At 60.3% G+C, this 25,768-nt stretch carries 23 protein-coding genes and 1 pseudogene; 12 read left to right on the top strand and 12 right to left on the bottom strand.

Annotated elements, in window-relative coordinates:
- Window positions 1-27: 27 nt before the first annotated feature.
- The gene (locus tag DWW51_RS00750) at window positions 28-966 is read right to left on the bottom strand and encodes a radical SAM protein (protein ID WP_117646361.1); all 939 of its coding nucleotides are present in this window, start codon (window positions 964-966) and stop codon (window positions 28-30) included.
- Between the two features lie 524 nt (window positions 967-1,490).
- Here DWW51_RS00750 and DWW51_RS00755 point away from each other — a divergent pair.
- Window positions 1,491-2,690, top strand: a complete 1,200-nt coding sequence (locus tag DWW51_RS00755) for an MraY family glycosyltransferase (protein ID WP_117772989.1) — start codon at window positions 1,491-1,493, stop codon at window positions 2,688-2,690.
- Window positions 2,691-2,851: 161 nt separating this feature from the next.
- Window positions 2,852-3,901 (top strand): tryptophan--tRNA ligase, encoded by a 1,050-nt coding sequence (trpS, locus tag DWW51_RS00760; RefSeq protein ID WP_089572045.1) that lies wholly within the window; start codon window positions 2,852-2,854, stop codon window positions 3,899-3,901.
- A gap of 331 nt (window positions 3,902-4,232) precedes the next feature.
- Here trpS and DWW51_RS00765 read toward each other — a convergent pair whose 3' ends face one another.
- The 5 genes from DWW51_RS00765 to pckA all read right to left on the bottom strand — a co-directional run bounded on the left by DWW51_RS00765 (window position 4,233) and on the right by pckA (window position 8,846).
- A complete protein-coding gene (locus tag DWW51_RS00765; RefSeq protein WP_089572047.1) occupies window positions 4,233-4,553 on the bottom strand; it encodes an MGMT family protein in 321 nt (106 codons plus the stop codon).
- A 79-nt stretch (window positions 4,554-4,632) separates the two neighbouring features.
- Complete coding sequence (locus DWW51_RS00770) at window positions 4,633-5,487, bottom strand: DegV family protein (protein WP_117641033.1); 855 nt, start codon at window positions 5,485-5,487, stop codon at window positions 4,633-4,635.
- Between the two features lie 119 nt (window positions 5,488-5,606).
- Window positions 5,607-6,056, bottom strand: a complete 450-nt coding sequence (locus DWW51_RS00775; RefSeq protein ID WP_022093866.1) for a MarR family winged helix-turn-helix transcriptional regulator — start codon at window positions 6,054-6,056, stop codon at window positions 5,607-5,609.
- 172 nt (window positions 6,057-6,228) lie between these two features.
- The gene (locus DWW51_RS00780) at window positions 6,229-6,948 is read right to left on the bottom strand and encodes a B3/4 domain-containing protein (protein WP_117641034.1); all 720 of its coding nucleotides are present in this window, start codon (window positions 6,946-6,948) and stop codon (window positions 6,229-6,231) included.
- 227 nt (window positions 6,949-7,175) lie between these two features.
- Window positions 7,176-8,846 (bottom strand): phosphoenolpyruvate carboxykinase (ATP), encoded by a 1,671-nt coding sequence (gene pckA, locus DWW51_RS00785; RefSeq protein WP_192934527.1) that lies wholly within the window; start codon window positions 8,844-8,846, stop codon window positions 7,176-7,178.
- 352 nt (window positions 8,847-9,198) lie between these two features.
- Here pckA and DWW51_RS00790 point away from each other — a divergent pair, with 352 nt between their 5' ends.
- A complete protein-coding gene (locus DWW51_RS00790) occupies window positions 9,199-10,773 on the top strand; it encodes a lipopolysaccharide biosynthesis protein (protein ID WP_229071747.1) in 1,575 nt (524 codons plus the stop codon).
- A gap of 317 nt (window positions 10,774-11,090) precedes the next feature.
- Here the strand turns inward: DWW51_RS00790 and DWW51_RS00795 are convergent, their stop codons facing one another.
- Window positions 11,091-11,930: a metallophosphoesterase family protein gene (locus tag DWW51_RS00795; RefSeq protein WP_117772991.1), complete on the bottom strand. Its 840-nt coding sequence runs from the start codon at window positions 11,928-11,930 to the stop codon at window positions 11,091-11,093.
- 253 nt (window positions 11,931-12,183) lie between these two features.
- Between DWW51_RS00795 and DWW51_RS00800 the strand changes: the two genes are divergently transcribed.
- Entirely contained in the window at window positions 12,184-13,785 is a 1,602-nt protein-coding gene (locus DWW51_RS00800; RefSeq protein WP_117563970.1) for a potassium/proton antiporter, read from the top strand.
- A 21-nt stretch (window positions 13,786-13,806) separates the two neighbouring features.
- Here the strand turns inward: DWW51_RS00800 and DWW51_RS00805 are convergent, their stop codons facing one another.
- Window positions 13,807-13,998, bottom strand: coding sequence for a hypothetical protein (locus DWW51_RS00805; RefSeq protein ID WP_117563971.1), 192 nt, complete (start codon window positions 13,996-13,998; stop codon window positions 13,807-13,809).
- Between the two features lie 115 nt (window positions 13,999-14,113).
- On the opposite strand from DWW51_RS00805, the gene DWW51_RS00810 reads away from it, so the two are divergent.
- From DWW51_RS00810 to DWW51_RS00830, 4 genes and pseudogenes are all read left to right on the top strand, one after another.
- The gene (locus DWW51_RS00810) at window positions 14,114-14,470 is read left to right on the top strand and encodes a nucleotide pyrophosphohydrolase (RefSeq protein ID WP_197032115.1); all 357 of its coding nucleotides are present in this window, start codon (window positions 14,114-14,116) and stop codon (window positions 14,468-14,470) included.
- Window positions 14,463-16,205, top strand: a pseudogene (locus DWW51_RS00815) (DNA/RNA helicase domain-containing protein). Before DWW51_RS00810 ends, DWW51_RS00815 begins: the two are co-directional and overlap by 8 nt.
- Before the next feature lie 142 nt (window positions 16,206-16,347).
- A complete protein-coding gene (gene serC / locus DWW51_RS00825) occupies window positions 16,348-17,472 on the top strand; it encodes a 3-phosphoserine/phosphohydroxythreonine transaminase (RefSeq protein WP_117772992.1) in 1,125 nt (374 codons plus the stop codon).
- Window positions 17,473-17,542: 70 nt separating this feature from the next.
- The gene (locus DWW51_RS00830) at window positions 17,543-18,706 is read left to right on the top strand and encodes a phosphoglycerate dehydrogenase (RefSeq protein WP_117772994.1); all 1,164 of its coding nucleotides are present in this window, start codon (window positions 17,543-17,545) and stop codon (window positions 18,704-18,706) included.
- A gap of 347 nt (window positions 18,707-19,053) precedes the next feature.
- Here the strand turns inward: DWW51_RS00830 and DWW51_RS00835 are convergent, their stop codons facing one another.
- Window positions 19,054-20,034, bottom strand: a complete 981-nt coding sequence (locus DWW51_RS00835) for a hypothetical protein (RefSeq protein ID WP_147335433.1) — start codon at window positions 20,032-20,034, stop codon at window positions 19,054-19,056.
- Window positions 20,035-20,257: 223 nt separating this feature from the next.
- Between DWW51_RS00835 and DWW51_RS00840 the strand changes: the two genes are divergently transcribed.
- A complete protein-coding gene (locus DWW51_RS00840; protein WP_117772996.1) occupies window positions 20,258-21,478 on the top strand; it encodes a M20 family metallopeptidase in 1,221 nt (406 codons plus the stop codon).
- A 39-nt stretch (window positions 21,479-21,517) separates the two neighbouring features.
- Window positions 21,518-22,207 (top strand): DUF1015 family protein, encoded by a 690-nt coding sequence (locus DWW51_RS00845; RefSeq protein ID WP_117563978.1) that lies wholly within the window; start codon window positions 21,518-21,520, stop codon window positions 22,205-22,207.
- A gap of 129 nt (window positions 22,208-22,336) precedes the next feature.
- Here the strand turns inward: DWW51_RS00845 and DWW51_RS00850 are convergent, their stop codons facing one another.
- The 3 genes from DWW51_RS00850 to DWW51_RS00860 all read right to left on the bottom strand — a co-directional run bounded on the left by DWW51_RS00850 (window position 22,337) and on the right by DWW51_RS00860 (window position 24,286).
- Window positions 22,337-22,972, bottom strand: coding sequence for a histidine phosphatase family protein (locus DWW51_RS00850; RefSeq protein WP_117772998.1), 636 nt, complete (start codon window positions 22,970-22,972; stop codon window positions 22,337-22,339).
- A 17-nt stretch (window positions 22,973-22,989) separates the two neighbouring features.
- Window positions 22,990-23,532 carry a histidine phosphatase family protein gene (locus DWW51_RS00855; protein ID WP_055252053.1) on the bottom strand — a complete coding sequence of 181 codons (543 nt, stop codon included), beginning with the start codon at window positions 23,530-23,532 and terminating at the stop codon, window positions 22,990-22,992.
- An 82-nt stretch (window positions 23,533-23,614) separates the two neighbouring features.
- Window positions 23,615-24,286, bottom strand: a complete 672-nt coding sequence (locus DWW51_RS00860; protein WP_158558592.1) for a nitroreductase family protein — start codon at window positions 24,284-24,286, stop codon at window positions 23,615-23,617.
- Between the two features lie 234 nt (window positions 24,287-24,520).
- On the opposite strand from DWW51_RS00860, the gene DWW51_RS00865 reads away from it, so the two are divergent.
- Together DWW51_RS00865 and DWW51_RS00870 are read left to right on the top strand one after the other, a co-directional pair.
- Window positions 24,521-25,123, top strand: a complete 603-nt coding sequence (locus DWW51_RS00865; protein WP_117773002.1) for an HdeD family acid-resistance protein — start codon at window positions 24,521-24,523, stop codon at window positions 25,121-25,123.
- A complete protein-coding gene (locus tag DWW51_RS00870) occupies window positions 25,124-25,606 on the top strand; it encodes a DUF188 domain-containing protein (RefSeq protein WP_117563982.1) in 483 nt (160 codons plus the stop codon). It begins immediately after the preceding gene.
- Window positions 25,607-25,768: the final 162 nt, after the last annotated feature.

A 25,768-nucleotide genomic window follows, 5' to 3' on the forward strand; every position in this document is an offset into this window, starting at 1 on the left:
GTCCCAGAAAAATCATCGGCGAGCGCACTACTTTGCGCTGGTGAGGACGCCGGTGGTGTCGAACGCCGGGGTGAAGCTCTCGTCTACCGCTCCGCCTTCTTGCCAAAACATCGTCGTAAAGCCCAGGTCGTCGGCATGGTCGAGCACCTGCTCGTACTCCTCGCGCGTCACGGCGCGCGCCAGGTCGCCGCCTTGTTCGCACATGAGGGCATTGGGCGTGTACTGGTTCATGACCGAGATCGGCACGTCGCCCACCGTCTGCCACACCAGGTCCAACACGCGGCACGAATCGTCCGCATGCCCCGGCAGCACCAGATGACGCACGATTATGCCGCGCCTCATGAGCCCGTCCTTGTCTACCAGCTCTCCCCCGCGGCGCTCAATCTCGCGCGCCATCTGGGCCAGACCCGACACGGCCACGCGCGGGTAGTCCTTAATATGAGAAAGCGACTGCGCAAGCCCGGCATCGGCATATTTAAAGTCCGTAAGCCACACGTCGACCAGGTCGCCCAGCGCTGCCACGGCACTCGCGCGCTCGTAACCACTCGTGTTGTAGACAATTGGGATGACCAGTCCGCGCTCCCGAGCTGCGGCAATCGCGGCCGGCAGCAGGTGAGCATAATGCGTCGCCGTCACCAGATTGATGTTATTGGCACCTTGGTCCTGCAGCTCCAGCATAATCTCGACCAGGCGCTCGGGCGAAATCTCAAGCCCAAAATTGCCCGTCGAGATCTCGTGGTTCTGGCAATAGATACATTTGAGCGAGCAGCCGCTAAAGAAGATCGTGCCCGAACCGGCCTCGCCCGAGATAGGCGGCTCCTCCCACATATGAAGCGCCGCGCGGGCCACCTTGAGCGTGTCATCGGCACCGCATACGCCGTGCGCACCCTCGTCGCGCACCGCACCGCAACGGCGCGGACACAAATGGCAGGCGGGCGAAAAAAGTTCGGTCAACGGCGTCGGCATAAAAACATGCTCCAAAACAACGATTCAGCAGCTCAAACGTAAAGGGACCAACCGCACAGACGGCTCGAGCCCAAGGCGCCGTAATCGTCCGACACGATTTTTGTAATGTCAAGACTGGAATCGATAAAGTGCCGCTTTATGATGTAGGTATTCCGCCCCCCGCGGAGCAACTGGGTGAACCGTCGCGTTTATTTAGGGAGCCCACACAGTCGTACCTAGTACAGGTATCCTTCGTTGTTAAGGACGCTGGAACAGTCGATGAGGGCACCCACCTGTTTTAGGTGGGTTCATTTTCGTAACGTGGGGGGTGGTTTTTATTTGCCGAAAACCACCATTACAGCCCATATGGATCCCCGCCGGTATCCCGACAATCCATCGACAACATCCCAATATCTGGTAAGCGCGTGATTATCGCTGCGTGCAATTCCATGCACCCCCCTTGGTCGAGTATCATGGTTCGGCTATGCCCTTTGCGCTTAGCAACCTTTGACCTTTTCCTTCGACGCTTGGCGGTTTTTAGATTCATGGCTTCATCCCCGAGCTACATACCGTATCTATGCGTGGCAGCGGCGGCCTTTATCACGACCTTCCTCACGGTGCCCCTGGTCAAGCGCTTGGCAATTAAGCTCGACGCCGTCGACTATCCTTCTAAGCGCCGCATCAACACCAAGCCCATCCCGCGTTTGGGCGGAACGGCGGTGTTTTTGGGCCTGGTCGTTGCCTGTATTGTGCAAATCCTAGGCACCTGGTACCTGGGTTGGCCGCCCGTTTTGGTGCCCCACCCCCGTCTGCACATCAGCTACCCCATACTTGCGTTTTCTTTTACCGTCATCTTTGCGACCGGCGCTATCGACGACGTCTTCCAGCTCAAGCCCAAGCAAAAGCTAGCCGGACAGGTCCTCGCCGCGCTTATCGCCTGTATCGGCGGCCTGCGGATCGGCGTCATCGTCAACCCGTTTGCCCCCGGCGAGATCATGCTCGGATGGCTCGCCTACCCCATCACCGTGATCTATCTGGTGGCATTCACCAACATCATTAACCTCATCGACGGCCTCGACGGCTTGGCCACGGGCATCTGCGGCATCGCGTCGTTCACCATGTTTTCGATGGCCGTTCTCTCGGGCCGCATCGACGCCGCCGCGCTCTCCATTGCGCTCTTTGGCGCTTGCCTGGCCTTTTTGCGCTACAACTTCAACCCCGCAAGCATCTTCTTGGGCGACTCGGGGTCGTTGCTTCTGGGCTTTGCACTGGGCTCCATCTCGCTGCTCAACGTGAGCCGCACCGCCGCGCTCACCTCGCTTATCATCCCGCTCATCGTTGCCGGCGTGCCCATCATCGACACGTTTAGCGCCATCGTGCGCCGCAAGCGCGCCCACATTAGCATCGGGCAGGCCGACAAGGGCCACATCCACCACCGCCTGATCCAAGAGGGCTACAACCAAAAGCAGGCAGTGCTCCTCATCTACGCCTGGTGCATCATGCTTTCGGCCGGCGCCGCCGCGATTAACCAGGTCGAGGTGCCCATGCGCGTGCTCATCTTTACCGTACTCGCCATTGGCTCGGCGGCCTTTGCCAAGCACCTGCACCTGTTTGAGCCCGTGCTGCGCCACCATTACAACAAGCGCACGCACGAGGACGAGCTCGTCACCCCCGACGATCCCGCCTTTAAGCAGGAGGAGCAGGCGGCAGAAGAACGCAGGGAGGAGCGCCACCACAGGCGCTAGGGTAAGCTGCCGAGGCTGCGCCCAGGCGCCGCCGGCCAAACGCGCAGCCACGCCGCGCCCATCGCACATGCCGCCGCTCTCCCGCCCCTCGCGTACTTACGCCCCGACCCTCCAATAAACGCGTTATCATCTTGACCCATGAACATACGTTAGGAGCAATCATGCCAAACGAGAACAGCTACGAAGTCGCGCTGCAAAAGAGCAACGCCATTCGCGAGGGCCTGGCCAAAACGCCCGAGAAGTTCACCATGCTCACCGGCGACCGCCCCACCGGCCGTCTGCACCTGGGTCACTACTTCGGCACCCTCAAGGGCCGTGTTGAGCTGCAGAACATGGGCGCCAAGACCAACGTGCTCATCGCCGACTACCAAGTCATCACTGACCGCGATACGACCGAGCACATCCAGGACAACGTGTACAACATGGTCATGGACTACCTTGCCTGCGGCATCGACCCCGACAAGACCATGATCTACGCGCACTCCGCCGTACCCGCCGCAAACCAGCTCATGCTGCCGTTCCTGTCGCTGGTCTCCGAGGCCGAGCTGGCGCGCAACCCCACGGTCAAGGCCGAGATGGAGGCCTCGGGCCACGAGCTCACCGGCCTTCTGCTCACCTACCCGGTGCACCAGGCCTGCGACATCCTGTTCTGCAAGGGCAATGTGGTGCCCGTCGGTCGCGACCAGCTGCCGCACATCGAGCTCACCCGCACCATCGCCCGCCGCTTTAACAACCGTTACGGCAAGGTGTTCCCCGAGGTCGACGCGCTGCTGTCCGAGACCCCGCTGCTGCCCGGCCTGGACGGGCGCAAGATGAGCAAGAGCTACGGCAACGCCATTAACATCTCGATGACCGCCGAGGAGACGGCCAAGCGCATCAAGAAGAGCCAGACCGACTCCGAGCGCATGATCACGTTCGATCCCGAGAATCGCCCCGGCGTGTCCGGCCTGCTTTCAACCGCCGCCATCTGCACCGGCCGTTCCGAGGTCGAGATTGCCGAGGAGATTGGCATGGGCGGCTCCGGCCAGCTCAAGAAGTACGTGACCGAGGCCGTCAACGAGTACTTCGCGCCGATCCGCGAGCGTCGTCAGCGCTATGAGAACGATCTGGACTATGTGAAGGACGTGCTGCACGAGGGCAACCGTCGCGCCAACGAGATTGCCGAGCAGACCCTGGCCGAGGTTCAGGACGCCATGGGCATGGTGTACTAGGCAAAGCGCCTTCGCACAACATAGACGGTGAGGCTGAATCCTCACCGAAACAGGAACAGGCCCGCTGGCAGATAGTTGCCAGCGGGCCTGTTCCCGAAGTACACCGTTGAATCGCACAGAGGGGAGGAATGCGAATCAAACTCAACAGGGCAGGCTTTTTCATCGCCTATTGCCTGCTCCGTTGCTGAAAACAATATAGTTCACCGTGGTTTACTTTGCTGCGACAAACCGCGCCGCCATACCTTCTCCATAAGTTAACCTCGGTAAACCTGCCAAAACCACCACAAAGGGGATAGGCACCTTTGTGGTGGTTTAAGCCACGGCAGAGCCGCTAGAGCCCTGCAGGCCAGCGACAGGCGGCCAAGTCGACGTGCATGTCGTCCTTAAACGCCACACCCTCCCCTAGCAAAAGCTCACGTTGAGCATCGGGACCGCCAAAAGCAAAACCATCGCATATGCGGCCATCGGCAAACACCACGCGGTGACAGGGAATCTCGCCGGGGCGCGGATTGCCATGCAGGGCATACCCCACGTACCGCGCACTTCGTGGACGTCCAGCAAGCAGCGCCACCTGACCATACGTGGCGACCATCCCCTCGGGAATCTGCTCGACCACCTCGTACACCCGCTCAAAAAAGCCCTCAGACGCCATTGCTCGCTCCCTTCCACCCGGAATAGCATAAACCACCACAAAGGTGCCTGTCCCCTTTGTGGTGGTTTTGGCAGGTGGGCTAGTTAACGGGCTGGAAGAAGGCTACGGCTACGGCGCCGGGGCCTACATGGGTGCCGATGGTGGCGCCGATGGTGTGAACGGGCAGTTCGCCCTCGGTGTGGCCAGCCCACAGTGCCGCGCTGTCCTCGATATACTTCTTGAGCACCGCATCCGAAAGGCCCGTATAGCCGAGCGCCAGCGGCATGGAAAAGTCGATGCCGCCCGCCTTTTCGACCTTCTGGTTGAGCAGGTTACGTCCGTTCTTGGAACCGCGCGCCTTGCCCAGCTGCACGATCAGACCGTCCTCGGCAGCCACCACGGGCTTTACGTTGAGCAGCGTACCCACGGCACCGGCCGCAGCAGACAGGCGACCGCCGCGCACCAGGTACTCCAGCGTCTCGAGCAGGCCGATGACGACCACGCGGTCGCGCACGGCCTCGACAGCCGCCGCAACCTGAGCCGCGCCCTGGCCCTCGTCCACCAGGCGCAGCGCATACTCGACCAGCACGCGCTCGCCCAAGGTCACGTTATTGCTGTCCACGACGAACATGTCGCCGCCCGGCGCCTCGGCAAGTGCCGTACGAGCACTCTGGTTGGTGCCCGAGAGCTTGGCGCCCACGGTAATAATCACGGCCTCATCGCCGGCCTCACGCGCTTCGGCAATCGCCTGCGAAAAGGCGTACGGGTTGACCTGACCGGTCTTGGGCAGCTCATCGCGCTCCACAAGCATCTCGTAAAAGCGCTGGTGATCGATGTCGACGCCATCCATATACACATCGGTGCCAAAGGTGACGGACAGCGGCAGAACACGCAGAGCGGGGTGCTCCGCCGGCGACATATCGCTTGCGGAATCGGTAATAATGCGGACGGACATAACGAATCCTTTCTTGCGCAGGTCCCGCGCAGGGAATTTTGACAGCAATGCCCCGGCACGGCATACGCGCCCAAACGGGACTATGCAGTTTTTAATGGGAAGCAAATGCCTTGGCGGCCTTAGATCTCACGCAGGGTGTTGAGAATCGTACGCAGCGATGCATACATCTGCTCGCGCTGCTCCACGCCCATGGCCTTGCCGGTGGTATCGAGCACCTCGCGAATGATGCGATCGGCCTCGCTCATGCTCTCGCCGCCCAGGGCAGTCAGGCGCACCGGAGCACGATACTTGACGGCCGCATCACCCGAGTCGTCAACCTCGACGTAGCCGCCCTCCTCCAGATGTGCCAGTGTGCGCGAAACGGCGGCACGGGTAACGCCGGCCATGCGGGCGAGGTCGGCGCCAGTCAGGCCGTCCTTGCTGCGCTCAAGATAGTACAGGCACATAACGTCGGAGCCCTTGAGGCCCAGCCTTGCGCCTTCGGACGTCTTGATACGCTGAATCTCCTTGTAGAGGCCGCTGATCAGTCCGACAAAGTCCTCAAAACGTGTCTCGTCGTTCTGCTGCATGGTGACGACCGCCTTTCGCTTACATGATGCTAACGGGTAAACATCTTAGCCGCACAAGGCAACACCCGTACCCAAATATCCCATTTGTTAACCCATCAACATAAAAACCACCACAAAGGGGACAGGCACCTTTGTGGTGGTTTGGGGCATCGAGTTTGATCCGCAGACTTCGCTACAGCCCCACGCAAGGATTGTCGCGGGTCACAAGCGTTTTAACGACAACCGTCGCTCCCAGATAGCGCTCGAGCAGCTCGGCTAAGCGATCGATCGCGGCCTGGCAATCCCCCATCCGCTCGGGCTCCACGCACTCAATCGCCAGGAAAGCATCGGCCGAATCATCGGACAACGCCGTTCGAACGCCATCGCGCCAGTTCCAGCAGCGGCATACGGCGCCCGCATCATCGATGTAGGCGAGCTCGCCGGGCAGCGTCGGGTCATCTGTCTCCTCGCCAAGCGGCAGAAATGAATCGCCACCGTCGGTCACCTTCAGGCAAAGGTCTCCCTCAATCGCGTGCAAATCCTCGCCGCCTACGGGCAGCGCGTAGGACAGCGACACCGTGTTGTAGATGTCCACCGCGGGCGTAATGTGGCCCACCGGCTTTCCTTTGAGCACGCGCTTGAGCAGGTTCTCAATTGAGCAACGCGCGCCCTTCTTGGTCTTGAATAGGCGATATGCCTCGCGCCATGCCTTAACCGGCGCATTCTCGCTGATGGTATCACTCGTCAGGTGACGCTCCGCATCGATATTGGCGCGGTCGAGCAACGCGGCAATCGCATCAACGTCCTCTTGAGGAATCTGAGCCGCGGGCTTCATGCCCTTTACGACCACAACACCGACAGCCGCCTGCGGAAATAGCTCCCAAAACGAATCCTCGGCAACGAAACTCTTCATGTGCTCTCCCTTCATAGCATGCGCCCGAGCCCGGGTGCCTAAACAAAAAGCGCCCTTACGACGGCCACCTTCAAAGTCCTACGGTGCCGCCACAAGAGCGCTTACGCTGCCCCCATCCGGAGAAGGAGGCGATATGTCAGGCGTATTGTAACCCGAGTCATTCGCCCAAGCAAAACCGCCACAAAGGTGCCTGTCCCCTTTATGGTGGTTTTGGGTCTGAGGCGACGCTAGTGGCGAAGTCCCAGCAGGCCGTGGCCGCGATGACGGGCGTCGGCGTGCACCTGAGCATGCGGACCGGCGGCCTTGACGGATTCGGGCAGGTGCGAGTACTTCTTCTCGAAGTTCTCCTCGAACATCACGGCCAAGTTGTGCGCGGCCTCGTCGTAGCGAGCGGTGCTCTGCCAATACTGGCGCGGCACCAGGATGCCGTCGGGTACGCCGTGGCACGTGGTGGGAATGTCGACGTTAAAGATGTCGTCGTGCACGAACTCGCTGTCCTCGATGGTACCGTCGAGGGCGCGGGCCACCAGGGCGCGCGTGTAGGCAAGCTCGATGCGATGACCCACGCCGTAGCCGCCGCCGATCCAGCCGGTGTTGACCAGGTACACACGCGTGCGGCCGTCGGCGATGCGCTCACCGAGCATCTTGGCATAGACCATGGGGTCGAGCGGCATAAACGGCTCGCCAAACAGCGAAGAGAACGTGGGCGTGGGCTCGGTGACGCCGACCTCGGTGCCGGGGATCTTGGCCGTAAAGCCCGTCACAAAGTGATACATGGCGGAGTCGGCCGTCAGGCGCGAGATGGGCGGCAGCACGCCAAAGGCATCGCAGGTCAGGAAGAGCACGACGCTTGGAGTGGTGCCCATGCCCTTGGTCCACGCGTTGGGAATGTGCTCCACAGGGTAGGCCACGCGCGTGTTGTGCGTGACCGAGACGTCATCGTAGTTGGGCTTGCGGCTCTCGTCGAGCACCACGTTTTCGCAGATCGCGCCAAAGCGGACGGCGTTGAAGATCTCAGGCTCGTGGAACGCGTCCAGGCCCTCGCATTTGGCGTAGCAGCCACCCTCGATGTTGAAGATGCCCATGTCGGACCAACCGTGCTCGTCGTCGCCGATCAGTAGGCGCGTGGGGTTGGCCGAAAGCGTGGTCTTGCCGGTGCCGGACAGGCCAAAGAACACGGCGGTCTCGTGCGTGACAGGATCCATGCTGGCCGAGCAGTGCATGGGCAGCACGTCGTCCTCGACGGGCAGCAGGTAATTCATGACGCTAAAGATCGACTTTTTAATCTCGCCGGAGTAGCCGGTGCCGGCGACCAGAATCACGCGTTCCTGGAAGTTGATGACCACGGCGGCGCTGGAGTTGAGGCCCTTGATGGCAGGGTCGCACTGGTAACCGGGCGCTGCGAGTACGCAGAAGTCGGGCTCGCCGGTGCGCGCGATTTCGCGGGCAAGCGGGCGGGCGAGCATCTGTTTAATGAAGAGTGCCTGGCTGGCGCGCTCGCAGGCGACGAGCAGTCGGCGCGTGTGGTTGCGGTCGGCGCCGGCCATGCCGCGGGTGACGAACACGTCGCGCTCGTTGAGGTAGTCGACGATGCCGGCCTTGATGGTCTCGTAGCTCTCGATCGAAAGCGGTCGGTTGACGGCGCCCCAGGCGATCTTGTCGTGCACGTCGGGCGTGTCAACGATAAAGCGGTCATTGGGGGAACGGCCAGTGCGCTCCCCCGTCTCGATCACCAGCGCGCCGTTGGATGCCATGTGGCCTTCTTCGCGGCGGATAGCGTGCTCGACGAGCTCCGCGGCGGGTAGATCGACCAGCAGACGGGGCTGATTCTCGGCGGGATCTTCGACCAGCGTAATGCCAAAGTTGGACAGAACTTCTGCAGGGGTAACACCTGGCATGGGGCCTCCTTTAAAAGCGCGACACGTGGACGAGGCGCGCACTTTACTCACGTAAAGCCCGTTGTACCCGATATGCAAAAACGTTTTTGCGGCAAGGGCGAAGCGCCCGCCCAACGGTCAAAAATCGCAGGCAAGCGGCCTAGTCGTTAGGGACACTCTTGAACAGGCAACAACCAAGGAGCGACCCCGGATGCCGGCACTTAGGGACGTTCCCAAAGTGCCGGCACATAAGGAACGTCCCCAAATGCCGTCTACTGAATGGCGCCGCCGAAATTATCGAACAACCTGTTCAAAAACACGAACGAACACCGTCGCGTCTATACTAGAGCGTAGCAATAGAAAGGACTCCGCTTTGAGCATCACGCCCATCGATAGCATTCGCCGCGCCATCGCCCGCCGCAATGGCGTCGCCGACCCCACCGTATCGGACGGGGCGCACGGGCAGGGCGGACGCATCGAGAACGGCCTGTTCCCCGCATCGCACACCGCCGAGGAGCTCGCACGAATCCAAGAGCTAAGCCAGCGTAACGCCGGCGGTCCCGACAGCAGCCAGGCCACACGCCGTCGCCGCGAGCGCGATCGCCAGCCCGGCCCCATCCACCGCATGGTCAATGCCTGGTGGAACCGCCTGCTCGGAGCCGTCTACGGCGGCGGCTTCTCCACGCAAGAAGCCGAGTACGAAGATCACGCCACCCGTCGCGACTACCTTTGGAATACCCTGGGCACCGCCGTGTGGGGCATGGTGTTTCCGTTGCTCACCATCGTGTCCACACAGCTCGTGGGCGCCGAGGAGGCTGGCAAATTCTCCATCGCCTTTGTCACCGGCACGCTCATCATGATCGCGTGCAACTACGGCGTGCGCAATTTCCAGGTCTCGGACATCGACGAAAAGACGTCCTTTGCCTCTTACCAGCTCAACCGCTGGATCTGCGGAGCGCTCGCGCTGGCATGCGGCCTGGTATACAGCAGCGCCCGCGGCTACGATGCGCAGATGGCCACAATCGGCCTGGGCGTCTACCTGTATAAGGTGATCGACGGCATTGCCGACGTGTACGAGGGACGCCTGCAGCAGGCCGACAAACTCTACCTGGCCGGCATGAGCCAAACGCTACGATCCGTCGGCGTCATCGCGGTCTTTAGCGTGGCACTGTTCCTCACGCGCAGCATGCCCATCGCCGCCATGGCCATGGGCATCGCCGCGATTGCCTCGCTCGTGCTGGTCACCGCCCCGCTCGCCCTGCTCGAAACCGAAAAATCACGCCGTATGAGTCTGCGCGAGGCTGGTCACCTGTTTATCCAGTGCGCCCCGCTCTTTGGTGCGCTGTTCCTGTTCAACCTCATCGAGAGCATGCCCAAGTTCGTGATGGAAGGCACACTGGCCTACAAATACCAGCTGTACTTTAATGCACTGTTCTTTCCAGCGCAGGCTATTTTGTTGAGCATTGGATTTATCTATAAACCGCAGCTCCTACGTCTGTCGAGCATTTGGGCGAATCCGCGCAAGCGTCGCCGCTTTGACTTGATTATTGTTGCCGTTATGGCACTGATCGTGGTCATTACCGGAGCGTGCGCCGCATTTATGGCAGGCCCCGGCATCCCCATCATGAGCTTTATGTACGGCCTCAACTTTGAGCGCTACCGCACGCTGGCACTGCTAATGGTTGTCGCCGGCGGCGTCACCGCGGCAATCGACTTTATCTACGCCATCATCACGGTGTTGCGCCACGCCGGCGATGTCACCAAGATCTACCTGATCTGCTTCGCCGTAAGCGTGGTGCTGCCGGTGATCCTGATTAAGCTGCTGGGTCTGATGGGCGCCGTGGTGAGCTACCTAGCCATCATGGCCCTACTCCTGGTGCTGCTGATAATCGAGTACGCCCACATCCGCCAGCGCATCGAGCGCGACCGCAACCCCTACGGCGCCTAATTAGCTGCCCCGGTCACCGGAATTTGCGATGGAATCGCCCCGGCTGGGGTCTCGTTGAAGACAATATGCATTACGTAAAACTAAGTGAGTAGATTTTTACCGAATCCCTGACCACACCGACAGAGCACAAGTCTGTGACCTGCGGTTTTATTGAGGCAAATATGTTGGGTGCTCGGCATTTCCAAAAAAGTCTACTCACTTAGCCAGCGGGCAGCCAAATGATTATTTAATCCCCGTCCCAGAGAAATCAATTAGCGGGCAGAAGGGCAAGAGTAGTCAAAAAAGCCCCGTCCCAAATTAGCTACCACTTGCACCGATTATTCGCCCGGGTTGATGTTCGCGTAGAACTCCGCCCCATCATCGAGCCGCAGGATGCCCACGCGACCGAACTCGGAGCCGGTGGCGGCGGCGCAGTCGATGTCGATGCGATCGGGCACGCCGGCGGTATCCTCGCCACCCAGGCGCACAATCTGCCCGCGGCCCGACTCCTCATCGAGCCCCGCCAGGCCGCCAACCTCGCAATAGCGCCCAAGCGACACCGTGGGCGTGTGGCCGCTCACCACGACCGGGCCCTCGCCCTCGGCAGAAAGCAGTCCCGTCGGCGCATCCCAATAGCCGTGACGAATCCACAGCAGGTCATCGGACGACTGCACGGCGAGCATTTGCCGCAGCAGCTCGCTATCGGCATCGACCGCTCCCCTGCCGTCACCGCAATCGACACCATGCTCAAGCAAAAACGCGCGCGCCGCCTCGGTCTGGATGCCGGCATGCACCAGCAGGTACGGGCGCTCCTCGGTCTCGGCCACCGCGTAGAGCGGCAGCGTGGCCATCCATCGCACGAGCTCCTCGTATGCCTCAAATTCCATGTCGTTGAGCTGCTCGCTCGTCGTCCAGCCACCGTTGATATCCCAGGTCTCGGCATCGAGCGGGTCCTGGCCAATGATGGCATCGAGCATGATCTGCTCGTGATTGCCCTTGAGCACGTGGGCGTTGGGCAGCGAGCGCACGAGCTTAATAACGCCGACCGGATCGGGCCCGCGATCGATCATGTCGCCCAGCACGTACAGCGTGTCGTCGGACGTCAACGAGATCTTAGACAGGGCCTCGTCAAGCGCACGCACGTGCCCGTGAGCATCAGATGTCACATAGATCGCCATGGTACGCCTCTCCTTGCATTGCGGTCTAAGCCCGGCGCCGCAACTAAAACTTCAAGTTGAACTTAAACGTTACCCATTGTACTCCGTTGCAATAAAGCTGGAAAGGGTTTCCGAGCAGAGGCAAAGACGGCAGCCGTCTATGACGATATCGCGCACGCCCGTAATCCGCCCCCATAAACCCACCACCTTTGGGTACAAATAACCGCAGACAACTGACCGTGCCACGCCAACCACCCAGGAGCGGACACTATCCATGAACCAGATACTTCTCTTTATCGGCCTCGTCATCATTTTGTGCCTGACCATCAAACCCGTCGGCAAAAAACTCCCCTTCCCCACCCTCCTCATCTTTATTGCGCTCGGCATGCTGCTCGGCGTCAACGGTCCGGCGCACATCGACTTTAGCGACTACGCGCTCACCGAAACCGTCTGCAGCACGGCGCTGCTGTTCATCATGTTCTACGGCGGCTTTAACACCAACATCGACCGTGCCAAACCCGTCGCCGCGCCCGCTGTGCTGCTGAGCACGCTCGGCGTTATCGCCACCGCCGGCATCACTGGCGTGTTCGCACACTTCGCACTGGGCTTCGACTGGATCGGCGGCCTGCTGCTGGGCTCGGTCGTGGCGTCGACCGACGCGGCGAGCGTCTTTAGCGTGCTGCGCGAGCACAACCTGTCGCTAAAGGGCGGCACCGACTCGCTGCTCGAGGTCGAATCGGGCTCCAACGACCCCGTCGCCTACATGCTCACCGCGGTACTCGCCACCCTCGCGGCGGGTGGCAACATCGACATTCCCGTGCTGCTGGCCAAGCAGATCATCCTGGGCGTGGGGCTGGGCCTTGCCATCGGCTGGATATCCAGCCGCCTGATTGAGCGCGCACACGCAACGGCCGAGGGCGCGCAGACTATCTTTTTGTTCGCCGTGGCGATCGTCGCCTACGCACTGCCGAGCTACCTGGGCGGCAACGGCTTTTTGGCCGTATACCTGGCAGGCATTGTGCTGGGCGCGAGCGACATCACCGGCAAGGTCGAGATGGCGCACTTCTTTGACACCCTTACCGAGATGGCCGAGATGACGATCTTCTTCTTGCTCGGCCTGCTCGTCACGCCCGCGCGCCTGCCGCAAATGCTGCTACCCGGCCTGGCGCTCATGGCGTTTATGCTCTTTGCGAGCCGCCCCATCGCCGTCGGTCTGCTGCTGGCGCCCTTTAAGACGAGCCCTCGCCAGGTTGCGCTCGTAAGCTGGGCGGGCTTGCGCGGCGCGGCTTCGGTCGTCTTTAGCCTCTTTGCTGTGGTGGCCGGCGTTCCCGGCGGACACGACCTATTTGACCTGGTGTTTGTGATTGCCGTATCGAGCATTGTGGTGCAGGGTTCGCTACTGCCGGCGGTGGCGAAGAAACTCGATATGATCGATGCGGCCGGCGACGTGCGCCGCACCTTTAACGACTACCACGACGAGGACGGCATGTCGTTTGTAAAGCTCAAGGTGGGCGCTGGCCATCCGTTTGCCGGGCGCTCGCTCGCCGATATTGGCAGCGCGACGGACATGCTCGTGGTCTTGGTGCTGCGCGACGGGGCACACCCGGTACTGCCCAACGGCGATACCGTCATCGAGGAAGGCGACCTTCTGGTGATGGCAGCCCCAACGTTCGAAGAGCGTGCCGAGGTTACGCTGCGCGAGGTCACCGTGACGCCCCACGGTCGCCTGGCCGGTCAGCGCCTGCGCGACGTGCCGCAGGGCAAGCACCCGTTTATCGTGGTGATGCTCAAGCGCGACGGCCAAACCATCATCCCCGATGGCAACACCCTAATATACGCCGGCGACGAAGCCGTCATCGCCACGCTAGCTTCCTAGCAGCCCGTCCCTCTTCAGCTACTAGCTGTCACCCACAGCAAAGTCGCGGAGGTCGAGGCCTTCGCGTTCGGCTCGGGCTAGGAGCTCTTGGGGCGACTCGTCCTCGATATCCATCACGTCGAGCATGGCAGCGGGAAAGCCCACGCCAGCCGCGCTCCCCGCGTAGTCGAGCAAGCCCTCGCGCAGCTGGTCTACATCAACTTCAATCTTCACGGTGAATCCTCCTACCGGGCAATCGCGGCCGGACAAACCGCACGTCCCAACTGATGTGCAATAAACTCCAGATACGGCCATAATAAAATAATGAACATCAGGGAGGTTACGGATGATGGACAAGCTCACTGCCATGACAGAACAAGTCAGAGATTTTTGTGATGCGCGCGATTGGCGCAAATATCACACTCCAAAGGAACTTGCCATCGGCATAGCGACAGAGTCCTCCGAACTCCTTCAGCTTTTCCGCTTTATGAGCGACAAGCGCATTGCAGAAATGTTCGATAGCCCTGATCAGCGCCAAGCCATCGAAGACGAAGTTGCCGACACGCTCCTCTTTCTCCTACGTTTCGCCGATCTAAACGGAATCGACCTCCCAAAGGCGCTCTCGTCCAAACTCAAACGCAACGGCGAGCGCTATCCCGTCGACACCAGCTCCAGCGAATACAGAAAGGCGGCCCACCATGAGTAATGAGTTCGCCCTTCGACAATACACGCTTCCCCTCCCCCAACCCTTCGAGGCAAGCGAATCGCTGCAGGACTTTGGCACGCCAAAGCCCGGATTCCACCATGACGAGAGTTGGCCCGTTCTCTATATTCTGACCAACAGTAAAAACAAAACGGCGTACATCGGTCAAACGACCAATTATCGACGCCGCATGAAGCAACACGCCGCAAACGTGGACAAAGACTTCGACCGGACCCTCCTGATTGACAATCCAACCTTCAATCAGTCAGCAACATTTGAGTTTGAGAATCGACTTATCGAGCTGTTCTGCGCTGACGAAAAATACCAGGTAACCAACGCCAACAATGGCTATGCCCAGTTCGATTATTTTGAGCGACCTCAGTATCGCCAGAAGTTCAGAGACCTCTGGACAAAGCTTCGCGAAGAGAACTATGCGATCCACCCCATCGAAGAGCTCGAGAATACCGACCTGTTCAAATTCTCGCCCTTCAAAACGCTCACGCCCGATCAATACGAAACGATTGAGGCGATTTACAGGCGGCTCGAGCAAGAGCATGAAGACATTAAACACGGCGGTCCCAAGAAAGAGCGCGTAACCGTCGTGAACGGCGCGCCGGGAACAGGCAAAACAATCCTCGCCATCAGTCTCATGTTCAAAATCAAAAATGAGCCGAACCTTTCCGGTCTGCGGGTCGGCTTCGTGACGCCCATGGAGTCTCTGAGCAAGACGCTCAAAAAACTCACGCACTTCCTCCCCGGGTTAAAGCCCGGCGATATCCTGAGCCCCAACGACGTCACAAAAAACGATCGGTATGACGTCTTGCTTGTCGACGAGGCGCACCGACTGGGAAACTACTTATCCGCCGGCGCCGGCATCGGAGCTTTCTACAACACATGTGAACGACTCAGCTTGCCGCGCACGAGCAGCCAGGTGGATTGGATTTTCAAATGCTGCGACAAGGCGTACCTGTTCTTTGACCCCAAACAGCAAGTCCGCGCATCGGGACTCAACCGAGATGGCCTTGAGCAGCGACTCAACCAACTCGAAGAAGCCGGCATCGAGACCGAAGAATTCAACTTGAGTACCCAAATGCGCGTGCGTGGCGGCGATGAGTACCTCGATTTTGTCTACGACCTGCTTGATAACAAAGCGTACATGCATGCCGGCATGAAGTTCAAAGCACTCTTTTCATAGGAGCCTTACGATTCGCGAGCCGGGGATCCGGACAGCGATATCCCCAGATACCAGTTTGGAATCGTCGACCGATTTGAGGACTTCTGCTCTCTGCAGCAAACCAAGGAAGAAGAAGTTGGTCTATCCCGCATGATGGCAGGCTTTGCGTGGAAGTGGGAAACGAAGAATAACAAAGATGCGTTCGATATCGTCATCGAGGGCATTCCCAAACGCTGGAACTCAACCCAGAAGGATTGGGTTAACTCCGCCAACGCCGTCAACGAAGTCGGATGCATTCATACGGTACAAGGCTACGACCTCAACTACGGATTCGTAATTCTGGGTCCCGACATTTACTACGATTCGAACAAAGATGCAGTCAACGTTAACAGGGCAAACTTCAAAGATGCCGTTGCCAAGAAAAAGGCAAGCGACGATGATCTGCAAAAGATCATCGTCAACGCCTACTACGTCCTCATGACGCGCGGCATGTTAGGAACGTATCTCTATGTGTGCGACCCCGCGCTCAAAGAGTACCTGTCACGGTATATCCCGGCGATATAGACCTTGCGACCGCCCTCCCCCATGTAACCATCCTGTAAATCATAGCGGCGCACTCGAGTTTTACCGTGATGCGGTCGCGCCTAGCGCTCCACTGTGCTAAAGTATCCCGAACGTTCAAACGACTACGAGGGGGAACTAGAAGATGGCACGTGTGCACAACTTCTCAGCTGGCCCGGCCGCACTGCCCACAAGCGTGCTCGCCGAGATCGCCGACGAGATGATGGACTACCGCGGTTGCGGCATGTCCGTGCTCGAGATGAGCCATCGATCTAGCATGTACCAGCAGATCATCGACGACGCCGAGGCAACCCTACGCCGCCTGCTGAGCATCCCCGACAATTACCGTGTCCTGTTTTTGCAGGGCGGCGCCACGCTGCAGTTTGCGGGCATCCCCATGAACCTCATGCGCCGCGGGCGCGCCGGCTACATCGTGACCGGCAACTTTGCCAACAAGGCGTACAAGGAGGCCGCCAAGTACGGCGAGGCCGTGCTGCTCGCGAGCTCCGAAGACACCAACTTCGACCGCATCCCCGACATGGCCGACATCAACGCGCGTATTGCCGCCGAGGCTGCGGGCGACGGGCTCGACTACGTCTACATCTGCCAGAACAACACCATCTTTGGCACCATGTACCGCGAGCTGCCTAACTGCGGCGATGTGCCGCTGGTCGCCGATGTTTCGAGCTGCTTTTTGTCGCAGCCACTCGACGTCGAGCGCTACGGACTCATCTACGCCGGCGCTCAGAAAAACGCCGGCGCCGCTGGCGTGACCGTGGTCATCGTGCGCGACGACCTGATCGCCGACGGCCCGGCCTTTGCGCAGACGCCGCAGTACATGAACCTTAAGACCCAGGCCGCCAAGGGCTCCATGCTCAACACGCCCAACACCTTTGGCATCTACGTGTGCGGCAAGGTGTTCCGTTGGGTTGAGCAGACCGGCGGACTTGCCGCCATGGCCGAGCGCAACTGGGCCAAGGCCAACCTGCTCTACGACCTGCTCGAGCACAGCGAGCTGTTCCATGGCACCGCGCAGGCCAACAGCCGCTCCATCGCCAACGTCACGTTCCGTACCGGCGACGCCGAACTCGACGCGGCCTTTGTTGCGGGCGCGGCAGAGCACCAGATCCAAAACGTCAAGGGCCATCGCCTCGTCGGCGGAATGCGCGCCAGCGTGTACAACGCCGTCACCATGGAGGACGTGCAGGCGCTGGCCACGTACGTGAAGGACTTCGAAGCGCAGCATAGTTTGAGCCCGCGATCTAACTAGCCCGCAACACGCGGGCCGACCAGCCACTTCAAACCACTTGTTATAAACAAATCCGCTAAGGAGTTTTTCCATGCGTAAGATTAAGACCATCGACGACATCACCAAAGACGGCAAGGTCGAGTTTGGCGAGGGCTACGAGTTTGTGGGCACCGCCGAGGAGGCCGACGCCATCCTGATGCGCTCCACCGACCTGCACGGCTACGAGCTGCCCGAGGGCATCCGCGCCATCGCCCGCTGCGGCGCCGGCGTCAACAACATCCCCGTCGAGGAGTACGCCAAGAAGGGCGTCGTCGTCTTTAACTCCCCCGGTGCCAACAGCAACGCCGTCAAGGAGCTCGTCCTGGGCATGCTGGTGCTCTCGAGCCGCGGCGTGGTACAGTCGATGAACTGGGTGCGCAACAACGCCGACGACCCCGAGATCCAGGTCGACGCCGAGAAGGCCAAGAAGGCCTTTGTGGGCCGCGAGCTCAAGGGCAAGCGCATCGGCGTCATCGGCCTGGGCAACGTGGGCTCCAAGGTCGCCAACGCCTGCGTCGACCTGGGCATGGACGTCTACGGCTACGATCCGTTCATTTCCGTCGAGCACGCGTGGGTGCTGAGCCGCGAGGTGCAGCGCGTGGGCACGCTCGAGGATCTGTGCCGCGGCTGCGACTACCTCACCGTGCACGTGCCCAGCAAGGCAGACACCATCGGCATGATAAGCACCGAGCAGATTAACCTGCTGGCGCCCGACGCCGTGCTCATCAACTACGCGCGCGAGACCATCATTGACGAGGACGCCGTCGACGCCGCCCTGCGCGAGGGCAAGCTCAGCTGGTTTAGCTGCGACTTTGCCACGCCCAAGACCGTCAAGATGCCCAACACGTTTATCACCACGCATTCGGGCGCCGGCACCGGCGAGGCCGAGGCCAACTGCGCCGACATGGCCATCAGCGAGCTCAAGGATTACCTGGAAAACGGCAACATCGCGCACAGCGTCAACTACCCCGCCTGCAGCATGGGCAAGGCGCGCGCCGCAAGCCGCATTGCCTGCCTGCATGCCAACGTGCCCAACATGATCGGCCAGATCACGGCCATTCTCGCCAAGGACAACGCCAACGTGCAGCGCATGACCAACGAGTCCGCTGGCGAGAACGCCTACACCATGTTCGACACCGATGAGCACCTGGACGGCAGCACGATCGAGGCACTCAAGCATATTCCGTCGATGTATCGTGTGCGCGTGATTAAATAGCGCCGGCGCCAATCCTGCCAGACAGACCACGAAGCCCATTCGGCCCCCGTTTTCACGAAACGGGGGCCGATTTTGTTGCTCCGGACGACTTTAAAATGATACCCATAACAAGTTTTTTCAGATAATCGATAGTGAGGCTCAAGTCGCTAAGCACACCCGCTTTGATAAACAGCTTTATCAGGGACTTTAGTAGGTAAAAATCGATCTCTATGTGCCGAATGTAAGTTGACTGTCCATTTTCCGAAACAACTTATTCTAGATAGCATTTTTAAGGCCCCTCCAAGGCGAAATATAAGTCTTTTTGTGACCAAAACTCTAGTCCGCGCGACCGTTTTCCACCCGCGCGGCTACATTCCTGCCCAATCGATAAAAATCTCCTCACGAAGCCGCCGTTCGAGCTCCTGCTGTCGCGGCGTCTTGTCTTTCAGCGGCACATCGAGATAGGACATGATGAGCTCCATCACCACGCGGAAGGCATCGGAGTCGGCCAGCTGACCATAGGTCATCAGAATGACGGGATATCCCATCGCTTGCAGCGCCGTCGTTCGATCGGAGTCCGAAATCTTGGATTCAATGGATCCGTGAATGGCTTTACCCTGGCATTCAACCAGACACTCTCGGCTGCCGTCCTTATTTGCCAGCAGGATATCGGCATAGCGCCTATCAAGCCCCGAAATCAGGCGGGCGCTGCGCGTCATACGAATCTCAACGTTATTGGTAAGGCTCAGCCCTTCGCCGCCGCGCAACCTCGTAAGGCCAAACAGCATCGAAGCCTGGACCTCGAGCGGCGATGCTGCCACCCCCGTAATGCATTTCGCGGCTCGTATGAACGATTTAGCGCCGCGGAGCCCCCGGACCTTATCGACGAACTCTGTAAGCTCAGAGAGCTCGATCAAGGGAGGTCGTTTCCACAAGTCCGTTGGATTCCCCGAGACATCCTTTACGTTTTCCCAGCCCGACCGTGCGTCACCCCACCGGCCCCCGTATGCCTGCTCAAGTGCCGACTTTACCTGAGGCGCAATCTTGCACACGGCAAAGGTGCCGCACATCTCATACATGCACATGATTAGACGCTCGTTTGAGACCGAGGAAGCCAGGGTCAGCAGGGTAAAGAGTGGGGACGCAACATCGAGGCCAAACTCCGTCTGCCGCACGGAATCAAACGGCCTCTCCCCGTTCCAAACATGCCTGACAATGCGATCGCCCTTACGTCCGCAGCTGCCCTGCGCCAACACGTGTAACGGGGTGCCCAGGAAATGCGTGACGAGCGGATGCTCACATAGGTGCTCCCTGCGCGGATCGTCCGCAGAATCGGGCAGGTCCGGCATTATTGCCAAGACCTGTGGAGGTATCCGGTGATACCGAAAGGCAGATATGTCGCACAGCATGTCGTCCATGAAGGGTACGTACCCGCTGCGTCGCTTGTGAACCCGCCCGGACGGCAAACGCGCTGGCTCGGCCTGCGAACGGTAAATACTGCCACGCCCACGTCGCGGATCTCTCAGGAGGCTTACAATCGGTTTGGAAAGCAAACTGATTGTGAGGTTGCATATGGTTGATGAGGATTTTGCCTGGCGGCTTGCGCAGGAGCTTGTGCGGATCGACAGCTCAGACCCGGGCGCGTATGAGGATGAAATTGAGCGCTTCATTAAGAGGCTCATTGAGCAGCAGCTGGCACAACTTGATAGTTCTGCGCTCGATGCCGTGCAGATTGAGGAGCTCGAAGTGCTGCCCGGGCGCCGCAACCTTAAAGTCACCGTGCCGGGCCAAAGCGACGAGCCGCGGCTGATCTATATCTGCCACATGGATACCGTCACCTTGGGCGATGGCTGGGACGCAGACATCGAACCGCTTGGGGCGGTTGTGCGCGACGATAAACTCTATGGCCGCGGTGCCTGCGATATGAAGGGTGGCCTGGCCTGCGCCATTGCCGCACTGGTCCATACGCTCGAGCGCGTGGCGGCGGATGGCGCGCTGCCACGCCGCGGCTTTTCGCTCATCTGCTCGGTCGACGAGGAAGACTTCATGCGCGGCTCAGAGGCCGCGATCGATGCTGGCTGGGTCAGCTCGCGCGAATGGGTGCTGGACACCGAGCCCACCGACGGACAGATCCAGGTGGCGCACAAGGGGCGTACGTGGTTCGAGATTGAAATGGCTGGCGTGACGGCGCATGCGAGCCAGCCTTGGAAGGGCGCGGATGCCGTCGCCGCCATGGCCGAGGTCGTGTGTTCGCTTCGTCGCGCGTTTGCGGCGCTGCCCGCGCACGATGAGCTGGGGCCTTCGACCATCACGTTTGGCCAAATCGAGGGCGGATATCGCCCCTACGTCGTACCCGACCGCGCCAAAGTCTGGGTCGACATGCGCCTGACCCCGCCGACCGATACGGCCGCCGCAATCAATATGGTCGAGCATGCCATCGCCGTCGCCGAAGCCGCCGTTCCCGGTTGCCATGGCAGCTACACCGTGACGGGCGACCGCCCCGCCATCGAGCGCGACCCGAACTCTCCCCTTCTAGCAGCGCTCAAGCGTGCCGCCGATGACGTAACGGACGCGGACACGACCGTCGGCTTCTTTACCGGCTACACCGATACCGCCGTCATTGCCGGCAAGACAGGCAACCGCAATTGTATGAGCTACGGCCCCGGCTCGTTGGCGCTCGCACACAAGCCCGACGAGTATGTGCCCCATGCCGATATCGTTCGCTGCCAAAACGTGCTCATCGCGCTTGCCGATAACACGCTCTGGGACGCAAGCGGCCAAGTTGGGGCATAATAAGCCGCGAACAAACCGACTCGCGCGTTAGGACCGCCCATGAAAGCACTTCCGTTTCCCTGCATCCGCCCGGCTCAGGACCGTGTGCTCGAGGCGCTGCCTGCGATGGGCGGTATCCTGAGCGGCAACGACGCCCTGCGCGGCGCCATTGCTGACGGCCTAATGCTCAAGGATCCAGGCGCGGCGTATTACGTGTACGAATGCTCGGGCGAGCCGGGTCGCGCGACGGGTGTCGTGGCGATTTGCCCGGTTAACGTACTGACGGGTAGCGACGAGGCTGCCGCCGAGAGCGTCGACGCACTCGCCGCCGCGCGCGCGATCGCCGAGCTTAAGGTGCAGCCGCGCCCCGTGTCGCTCGCCTACGAGGCGTCGCCCGTCATGGATATCATTTTGAGCGCTGCCAAAGAGGGCGCATCGCTCTACGCCGTCACCGATCCCGCGGGCGTCACACATCGCGTGTGGGAGGTCAAGCGCGAGGACGCCGTTGCCGCCATCCGTGCCATGCTCGATCAGGCGCCCGACCCGGTGTTCGCCGGTGACTCCGCCTATGTCGCCGCACTGGCTGGGGCATCGCAGATTCTGGCCGACGAGGCCCGCGCTGCCGGCGCCTACTCTGGCAAAGAGCCGTTCAACTTTGCTGTAGCCGTGCTGTTCCCCGCCGCGCAGGTCAGCGGCAGCGCGCCGCAGGTTCCGACGGGTCTGCTCACTCACCAGGTCTCACGGTTCTAGCGAACTCAAACGCTAAGCTGGAAAACCCAGCATCCAAACAAACAAGGGGCGGAGATGCAGCAAACGCATGCACCTCCGCCCTTTTCGCATCAAACAATTACGCCGGTAAACCGGGCCGCAACGTCAGCGTTATCCACGCTGCGGACCTGCCGCCGCCACGAGCGGCTCTAGCCCCAGCTCGCGCGCGTAGTCTTCCTGCGTAAAGACTTCGACCAGTTCAAACGTATCGGCCGCATCGTCAAACGCAAAATGCAGCACTGAGCAGTTGCCCGGCACGCGTTCGCGCTCGTCGGCCGCCGCGCCCCGCACGTGGTCCAAAAACTCCTTGATAGCTGAGCCATGACTTACCGCGAGCACGCACGTATGGTCCGGACGCCGCATAAGATCGGTCAGCGTCGCCACCATGCGCGTGCGCACCTGGATCTGGCCCTCGCCGCCAAACTGCCGATAGAAGTCGCGCCACGGGCGCTCGGGCATAAGCATCACGCGCTCGGCCTCAAAGTCGCCAAAGAACCACTCACGCAGGCCGTCCAGGCGCTCGTACGCCAAGCCCGGCCACAAGTTGGCGATAGTCTGCTCGGTGCGATGAAGCGTAGAGGTGTAGGCATGATCGGGCTCAATGCCGCGCGCACGTAAAAACATGCCGGCGCGCGCCGCCTGGTCGCAACCCAACTGCGTAAGCGGCGAGTCACTCCACCCCTGAATGATACGCTTAAGGTTGAATATCGTCTGTCCATGACGGACCAGATACAGATCTTTATTCATAGGGGTCCTTTCGTTCGTTACCAACCCAAGAGCGAAAACGCCCCGTCGCAATAGCCAAAATGAAGCACGGCACCGTTGTCGGGTAGCTCTCCCCCGCCAGTCACATACTCAAGAAACTCCTGGCAGGCTGAGCCGTGGGAAACCGCCAGCACGCAGTCGTGCTGCGGCCGGGCCATAATACGGGACAGCGCCGCGACCATGCGCGACTGAAGCTGCACTTCCGACTCGCCGCCAAAGGCCACCGGATAATCGCCCCAGGGCTGCGGCGGCATCTCGCGATTTGATGTGCCCTCCAGCGAGCCAAAATGCCACTCACGCAGGTCATCGACCAGCTCAATGGAACGGCCCTCGCCAACGATAAGCTCGGCCGTATGCCGCGCCCGGCCCAACGGCGAGGAATACACATGATCAAAGGCCACGCCACGCGCCGCAAACGCCGTACGCGCCGTCAGCGCCTGCTCGCGCCCGCGCGCCGTAAGCGGCGAATCGTGCCAGCCCTGCAAAATGCTCTGCACATTGAGCTCAGTCTGCCCATGCCGCACCAAATACAGATCTGCCACACGCTCTCCCCTCGTACCACCACAAAGGGGACAGGCACCTTTGTGGTGGTTTACCGTCTGATCACGCCGCGGTGACGCTCAGCTACACCAGCACGTCGGCGAGCGGGCGCTTGGGTACGTGGTGCACCTGCGCATCGTCACGCCAGTAATTAATTGAGCCGTCGGGGTTGGAATCGATCGCATCGATCATCTGCGTCTCGGCCGGCACGCCAAAAGCCATGATCAGCTTGAGCTCATACTTGTCGTTATCGAGCCCCATAGCATCGATCGCGCGGGGCGTAAAGGCCTTGAACATGCAGGCTGCCACCTCGGGCGTGGCGCTGCGAGCGGCGAGCATCATCGTCTGCGCGGCAATGCCCGTGTCGACCTCGGTGATGGGCGCGGCGGGCTTACCCGGAACAGCGCGCTCGGCAAGAATCGCGATGTAGCCGGTCGGACGCTCGCCCTCGGCAGGACCCGACCAATCCTTAAGCGCGCCGGCCCATGCAAGCTCATCAAATACACGCGCGCAATCCTCGGCACCGCTCACCACATGAAAACGCAGACGCTGAGCATTGGCGCCGCAGGGAGCCAGGTGCGCCAGTTCCGCCAGCTCGAGCAAAAACTCGCGCGGCACGCGCATGGACTCGTCAAAACGGCGGCACGTACGGGCGCGGCGGACCAGCGCGTCAAACGTGTCCAGGCCAAGCTTTTCGCAACCTTGCTTTGCCATCGATTCGACACTCGACGGTGCCTCGGGAACTGCTTCGTTCATAGGGACCCCCAATACAAGCCAATTGTCCTTAGGAAAATCTAACCTAAAACGTAGGCAATAACGAACAGGGCTGCAATGTTCTACACCTGTTGAATAGAAAATCGCGACGTGGGGAACAACGGAAACAATTCGGGGCCTTTGGGTTACGTTTCGCCCTCCCCGACCCATACGTCAGCGCCCTTAGGGGATACTGGTTGTAACGATCAAGGCTTACGCCGCACGGAAAGGAGACTTATGGGCATCTTTAAGAACGATGATCAAAAATCGAGCCAGTTTGGATTTGACGAGAAAAGCATGGCGGGCAAAGCCGTCAAGGCCGTACGCTGGATCTACGCCATCACGGGCGTCTTAGCACTCATTGCTGGTATCGCGCTGCTTTTTGCACCTGCCAAGTCCCTCGTCTTTTTGACGACTGTCCTGGGTTTTTACTTTGTAATCACTGCTGCCATCAGACTATTCACTGCCATTTTTGAGCCGCTGCTGCCCACCGGCTGGCGCGTGACGAGCATCATCTCCAACCTACTCATTATCTTGGGCGGCGTCATAATCCTGCGCAACCAGGCCTTCTCGACCGCGACGCTCACCACGATGGTGGTTATCGTGGCCGGCTTTGGCTGGATTGTCGAAGGTGTCATGTCCATTCTGGAGTCCGAGCTTTCGTCCAACCGCGCCCTCGCTATCCTGAGCGGCGCACTTTCCATCATCGCCGGCATGTTCGTGTTTATCTATCCGCTGTGGTCGGCCAAGATGCTCGTCATCTTTAGCGGTGCCGCGCTGCTGGTGTTTGGCGTGACGCTCATTGTTCGCGCCATTCAGTTTGGCAAACTGGTGCGCTAGATGCCAAAGACGCTCTTTATTGATGCCGACGCCTGCCCGGTCACGCGCGAGTCGATTGACTGCGCGCGGCGGGCGGGCGTCGCCGTTGTTATCGCCGGCAACAGCACGCAAAACCTGGAACGGCACATTCGCCGCGACGACCCGCGCGATGCCGAGCACGCGCGACGCGGCTTTTGGGTCACGACGCTCGACGTGAGCGTGGGCGCCGACAGCGCCGACTTTGCCATTGTCGAACGCCTGCAGGCGGGCGACGTGGTCGTGACGCAGGACATTGGCTTGGCGAGCATGGTGCTCGGGCGCGATGCCGCCGCCATCGGTGTGCGCGGGCGCGTGTACGACAAGGCGACTATCGACATGCAGCTGTTTATTCGCCACGAGGAAAAGAAGGTACGCCGCGCCGGCGGACGCACTCGCGGTCCGGCAGCATTTACCAGCGAAGACCGCGCCCGCTTTAAACGCAACCTCACCGAGTTGCTGCACTAACCAAGGTAGATTTTTGAGACATGCCTAAAATCTACCTTTTTGTTTTGAGCGGTGTGAGCGCTCGGAATCCATGGCTCAACAAAAAACGGGCTTCAAAATGCCATGCGTCGCCGCATTGCGCAGGCGCTGAGCATGGCTATTTGAAGCCCATTTTTTAGGCCT

Origin of the sequence: Collinsella sp. AF15-51 (assembly GCF_003462845.1) — a bacterium.
Taxonomy (GTDB): domain Bacteria; phylum Actinomycetota; class Coriobacteriia; order Coriobacteriales; family Coriobacteriaceae; genus Collinsella.

Bases quoted from the DNA above. Each gene is read 5' to 3' on its own strand.
- DWW51_RS00810 (WP_197032115.1), top strand. From the start codon at position 14,114: ATGGACAAGCTCACTGCCATGACAGAACAAGTCAGAGATTTTTGTGAT.
- DWW51_RS00755 (WP_117772989.1), top strand. From the start codon at position 1,491: ATGGCTTCATCCCCGAGCTACATACCGTATCTATGCGTGGCAGCGGCG.
- DWW51_RS00870 (WP_117563982.1), top strand. From the start codon at position 25,124: ATGCCAAAGACGCTCTTTATTGATGCCGACGCCTGCCCGGTCACGCGC.
- DWW51_RS00835 (WP_147335433.1), bottom strand. From the start codon at position 20,034: ATGCCGGACCTGCCCGATTCTGCGGACGATCCGCGCAGGGAGCACCTA.
- DWW51_RS00840 (WP_117772996.1), top strand. From the start codon at position 20,258: ATGGTTGATGAGGATTTTGCCTGGCGGCTTGCGCAGGAGCTTGTGCGG.
- DWW51_RS00750 (WP_117646361.1), bottom strand. From the start codon at position 966: ATGCCGACGCCGTTGACCGAACTTTTTTCGCCCGCCTGCCATTTGTGT.
- DWW51_RS00775 (WP_022093866.1), bottom strand. From the start codon at position 6,056: ATGCAGCAGAACGACGAGACACGTTTTGAGGACTTTGTCGGACTGATC.
- DWW51_RS00830 (WP_117772994.1), top strand. From the start codon at position 17,543: ATGCGTAAGATTAAGACCATCGACGACATCACCAAAGACGGCAAGGTC.
- DWW51_RS00865 (WP_117773002.1), top strand. From the start codon at position 24,521: ATGGGCATCTTTAAGAACGATGATCAAAAATCGAGCCAGTTTGGATTT.
- DWW51_RS00770 (WP_117641033.1), bottom strand. From the start codon at position 5,487: ATGTCCGTCCGCATTATTACCGATTCCGCAAGCGATATGTCGCCGGCG.
- DWW51_RS00765 (WP_089572047.1), bottom strand. From the start codon at position 4,553: ATGGCGTCTGAGGGCTTTTTTGAGCGGGTGTACGAGGTGGTCGAGCAG.
- DWW51_RS00795 (WP_117772991.1), bottom strand. From the start codon at position 11,930: ATGGCGATCTATGTGACATCTGATGCTCACGGGCACGTGCGTGCGCTT.
- DWW51_RS00850 (WP_117772998.1), bottom strand. From the start codon at position 22,972: ATGAATAAAGATCTGTATCTGGTCCGTCATGGACAGACGATATTCAAC.
- DWW51_RS00860 (WP_158558592.1), bottom strand. From the start codon at position 24,286: ATGAACGAAGCAGTTCCCGAGGCACCGTCGAGTGTCGAATCGATGGCA.
- DWW51_RS00800 (WP_117563970.1), top strand. From the start codon at position 12,184: ATGAACCAGATACTTCTCTTTATCGGCCTCGTCATCATTTTGTGCCTG.
- DWW51_RS00845 (WP_117563978.1), top strand. From the start codon at position 21,518: ATGAAAGCACTTCCGTTTCCCTGCATCCGCCCGGCTCAGGACCGTGTG.
- DWW51_RS00780 (WP_117641034.1), bottom strand. From the start codon at position 6,948: ATGAAGAGTTTCGTTGCCGAGGATTCGTTTTGGGAGCTATTTCCGCAG.
- trpS (WP_089572045.1), top strand. From the start codon at position 2,852: ATGCCAAACGAGAACAGCTACGAAGTCGCGCTGCAAAAGAGCAACGCC.
- serC (WP_117772992.1), top strand. From the start codon at position 16,348: ATGGCACGTGTGCACAACTTCTCAGCTGGCCCGGCCGCACTGCCCACA.
- pckA (WP_192934527.1), bottom strand. From the start codon at position 8,846: ATGCCAGGTGTTACCCCTGCAGAAGTTCTGTCCAACTTTGGCATTACG.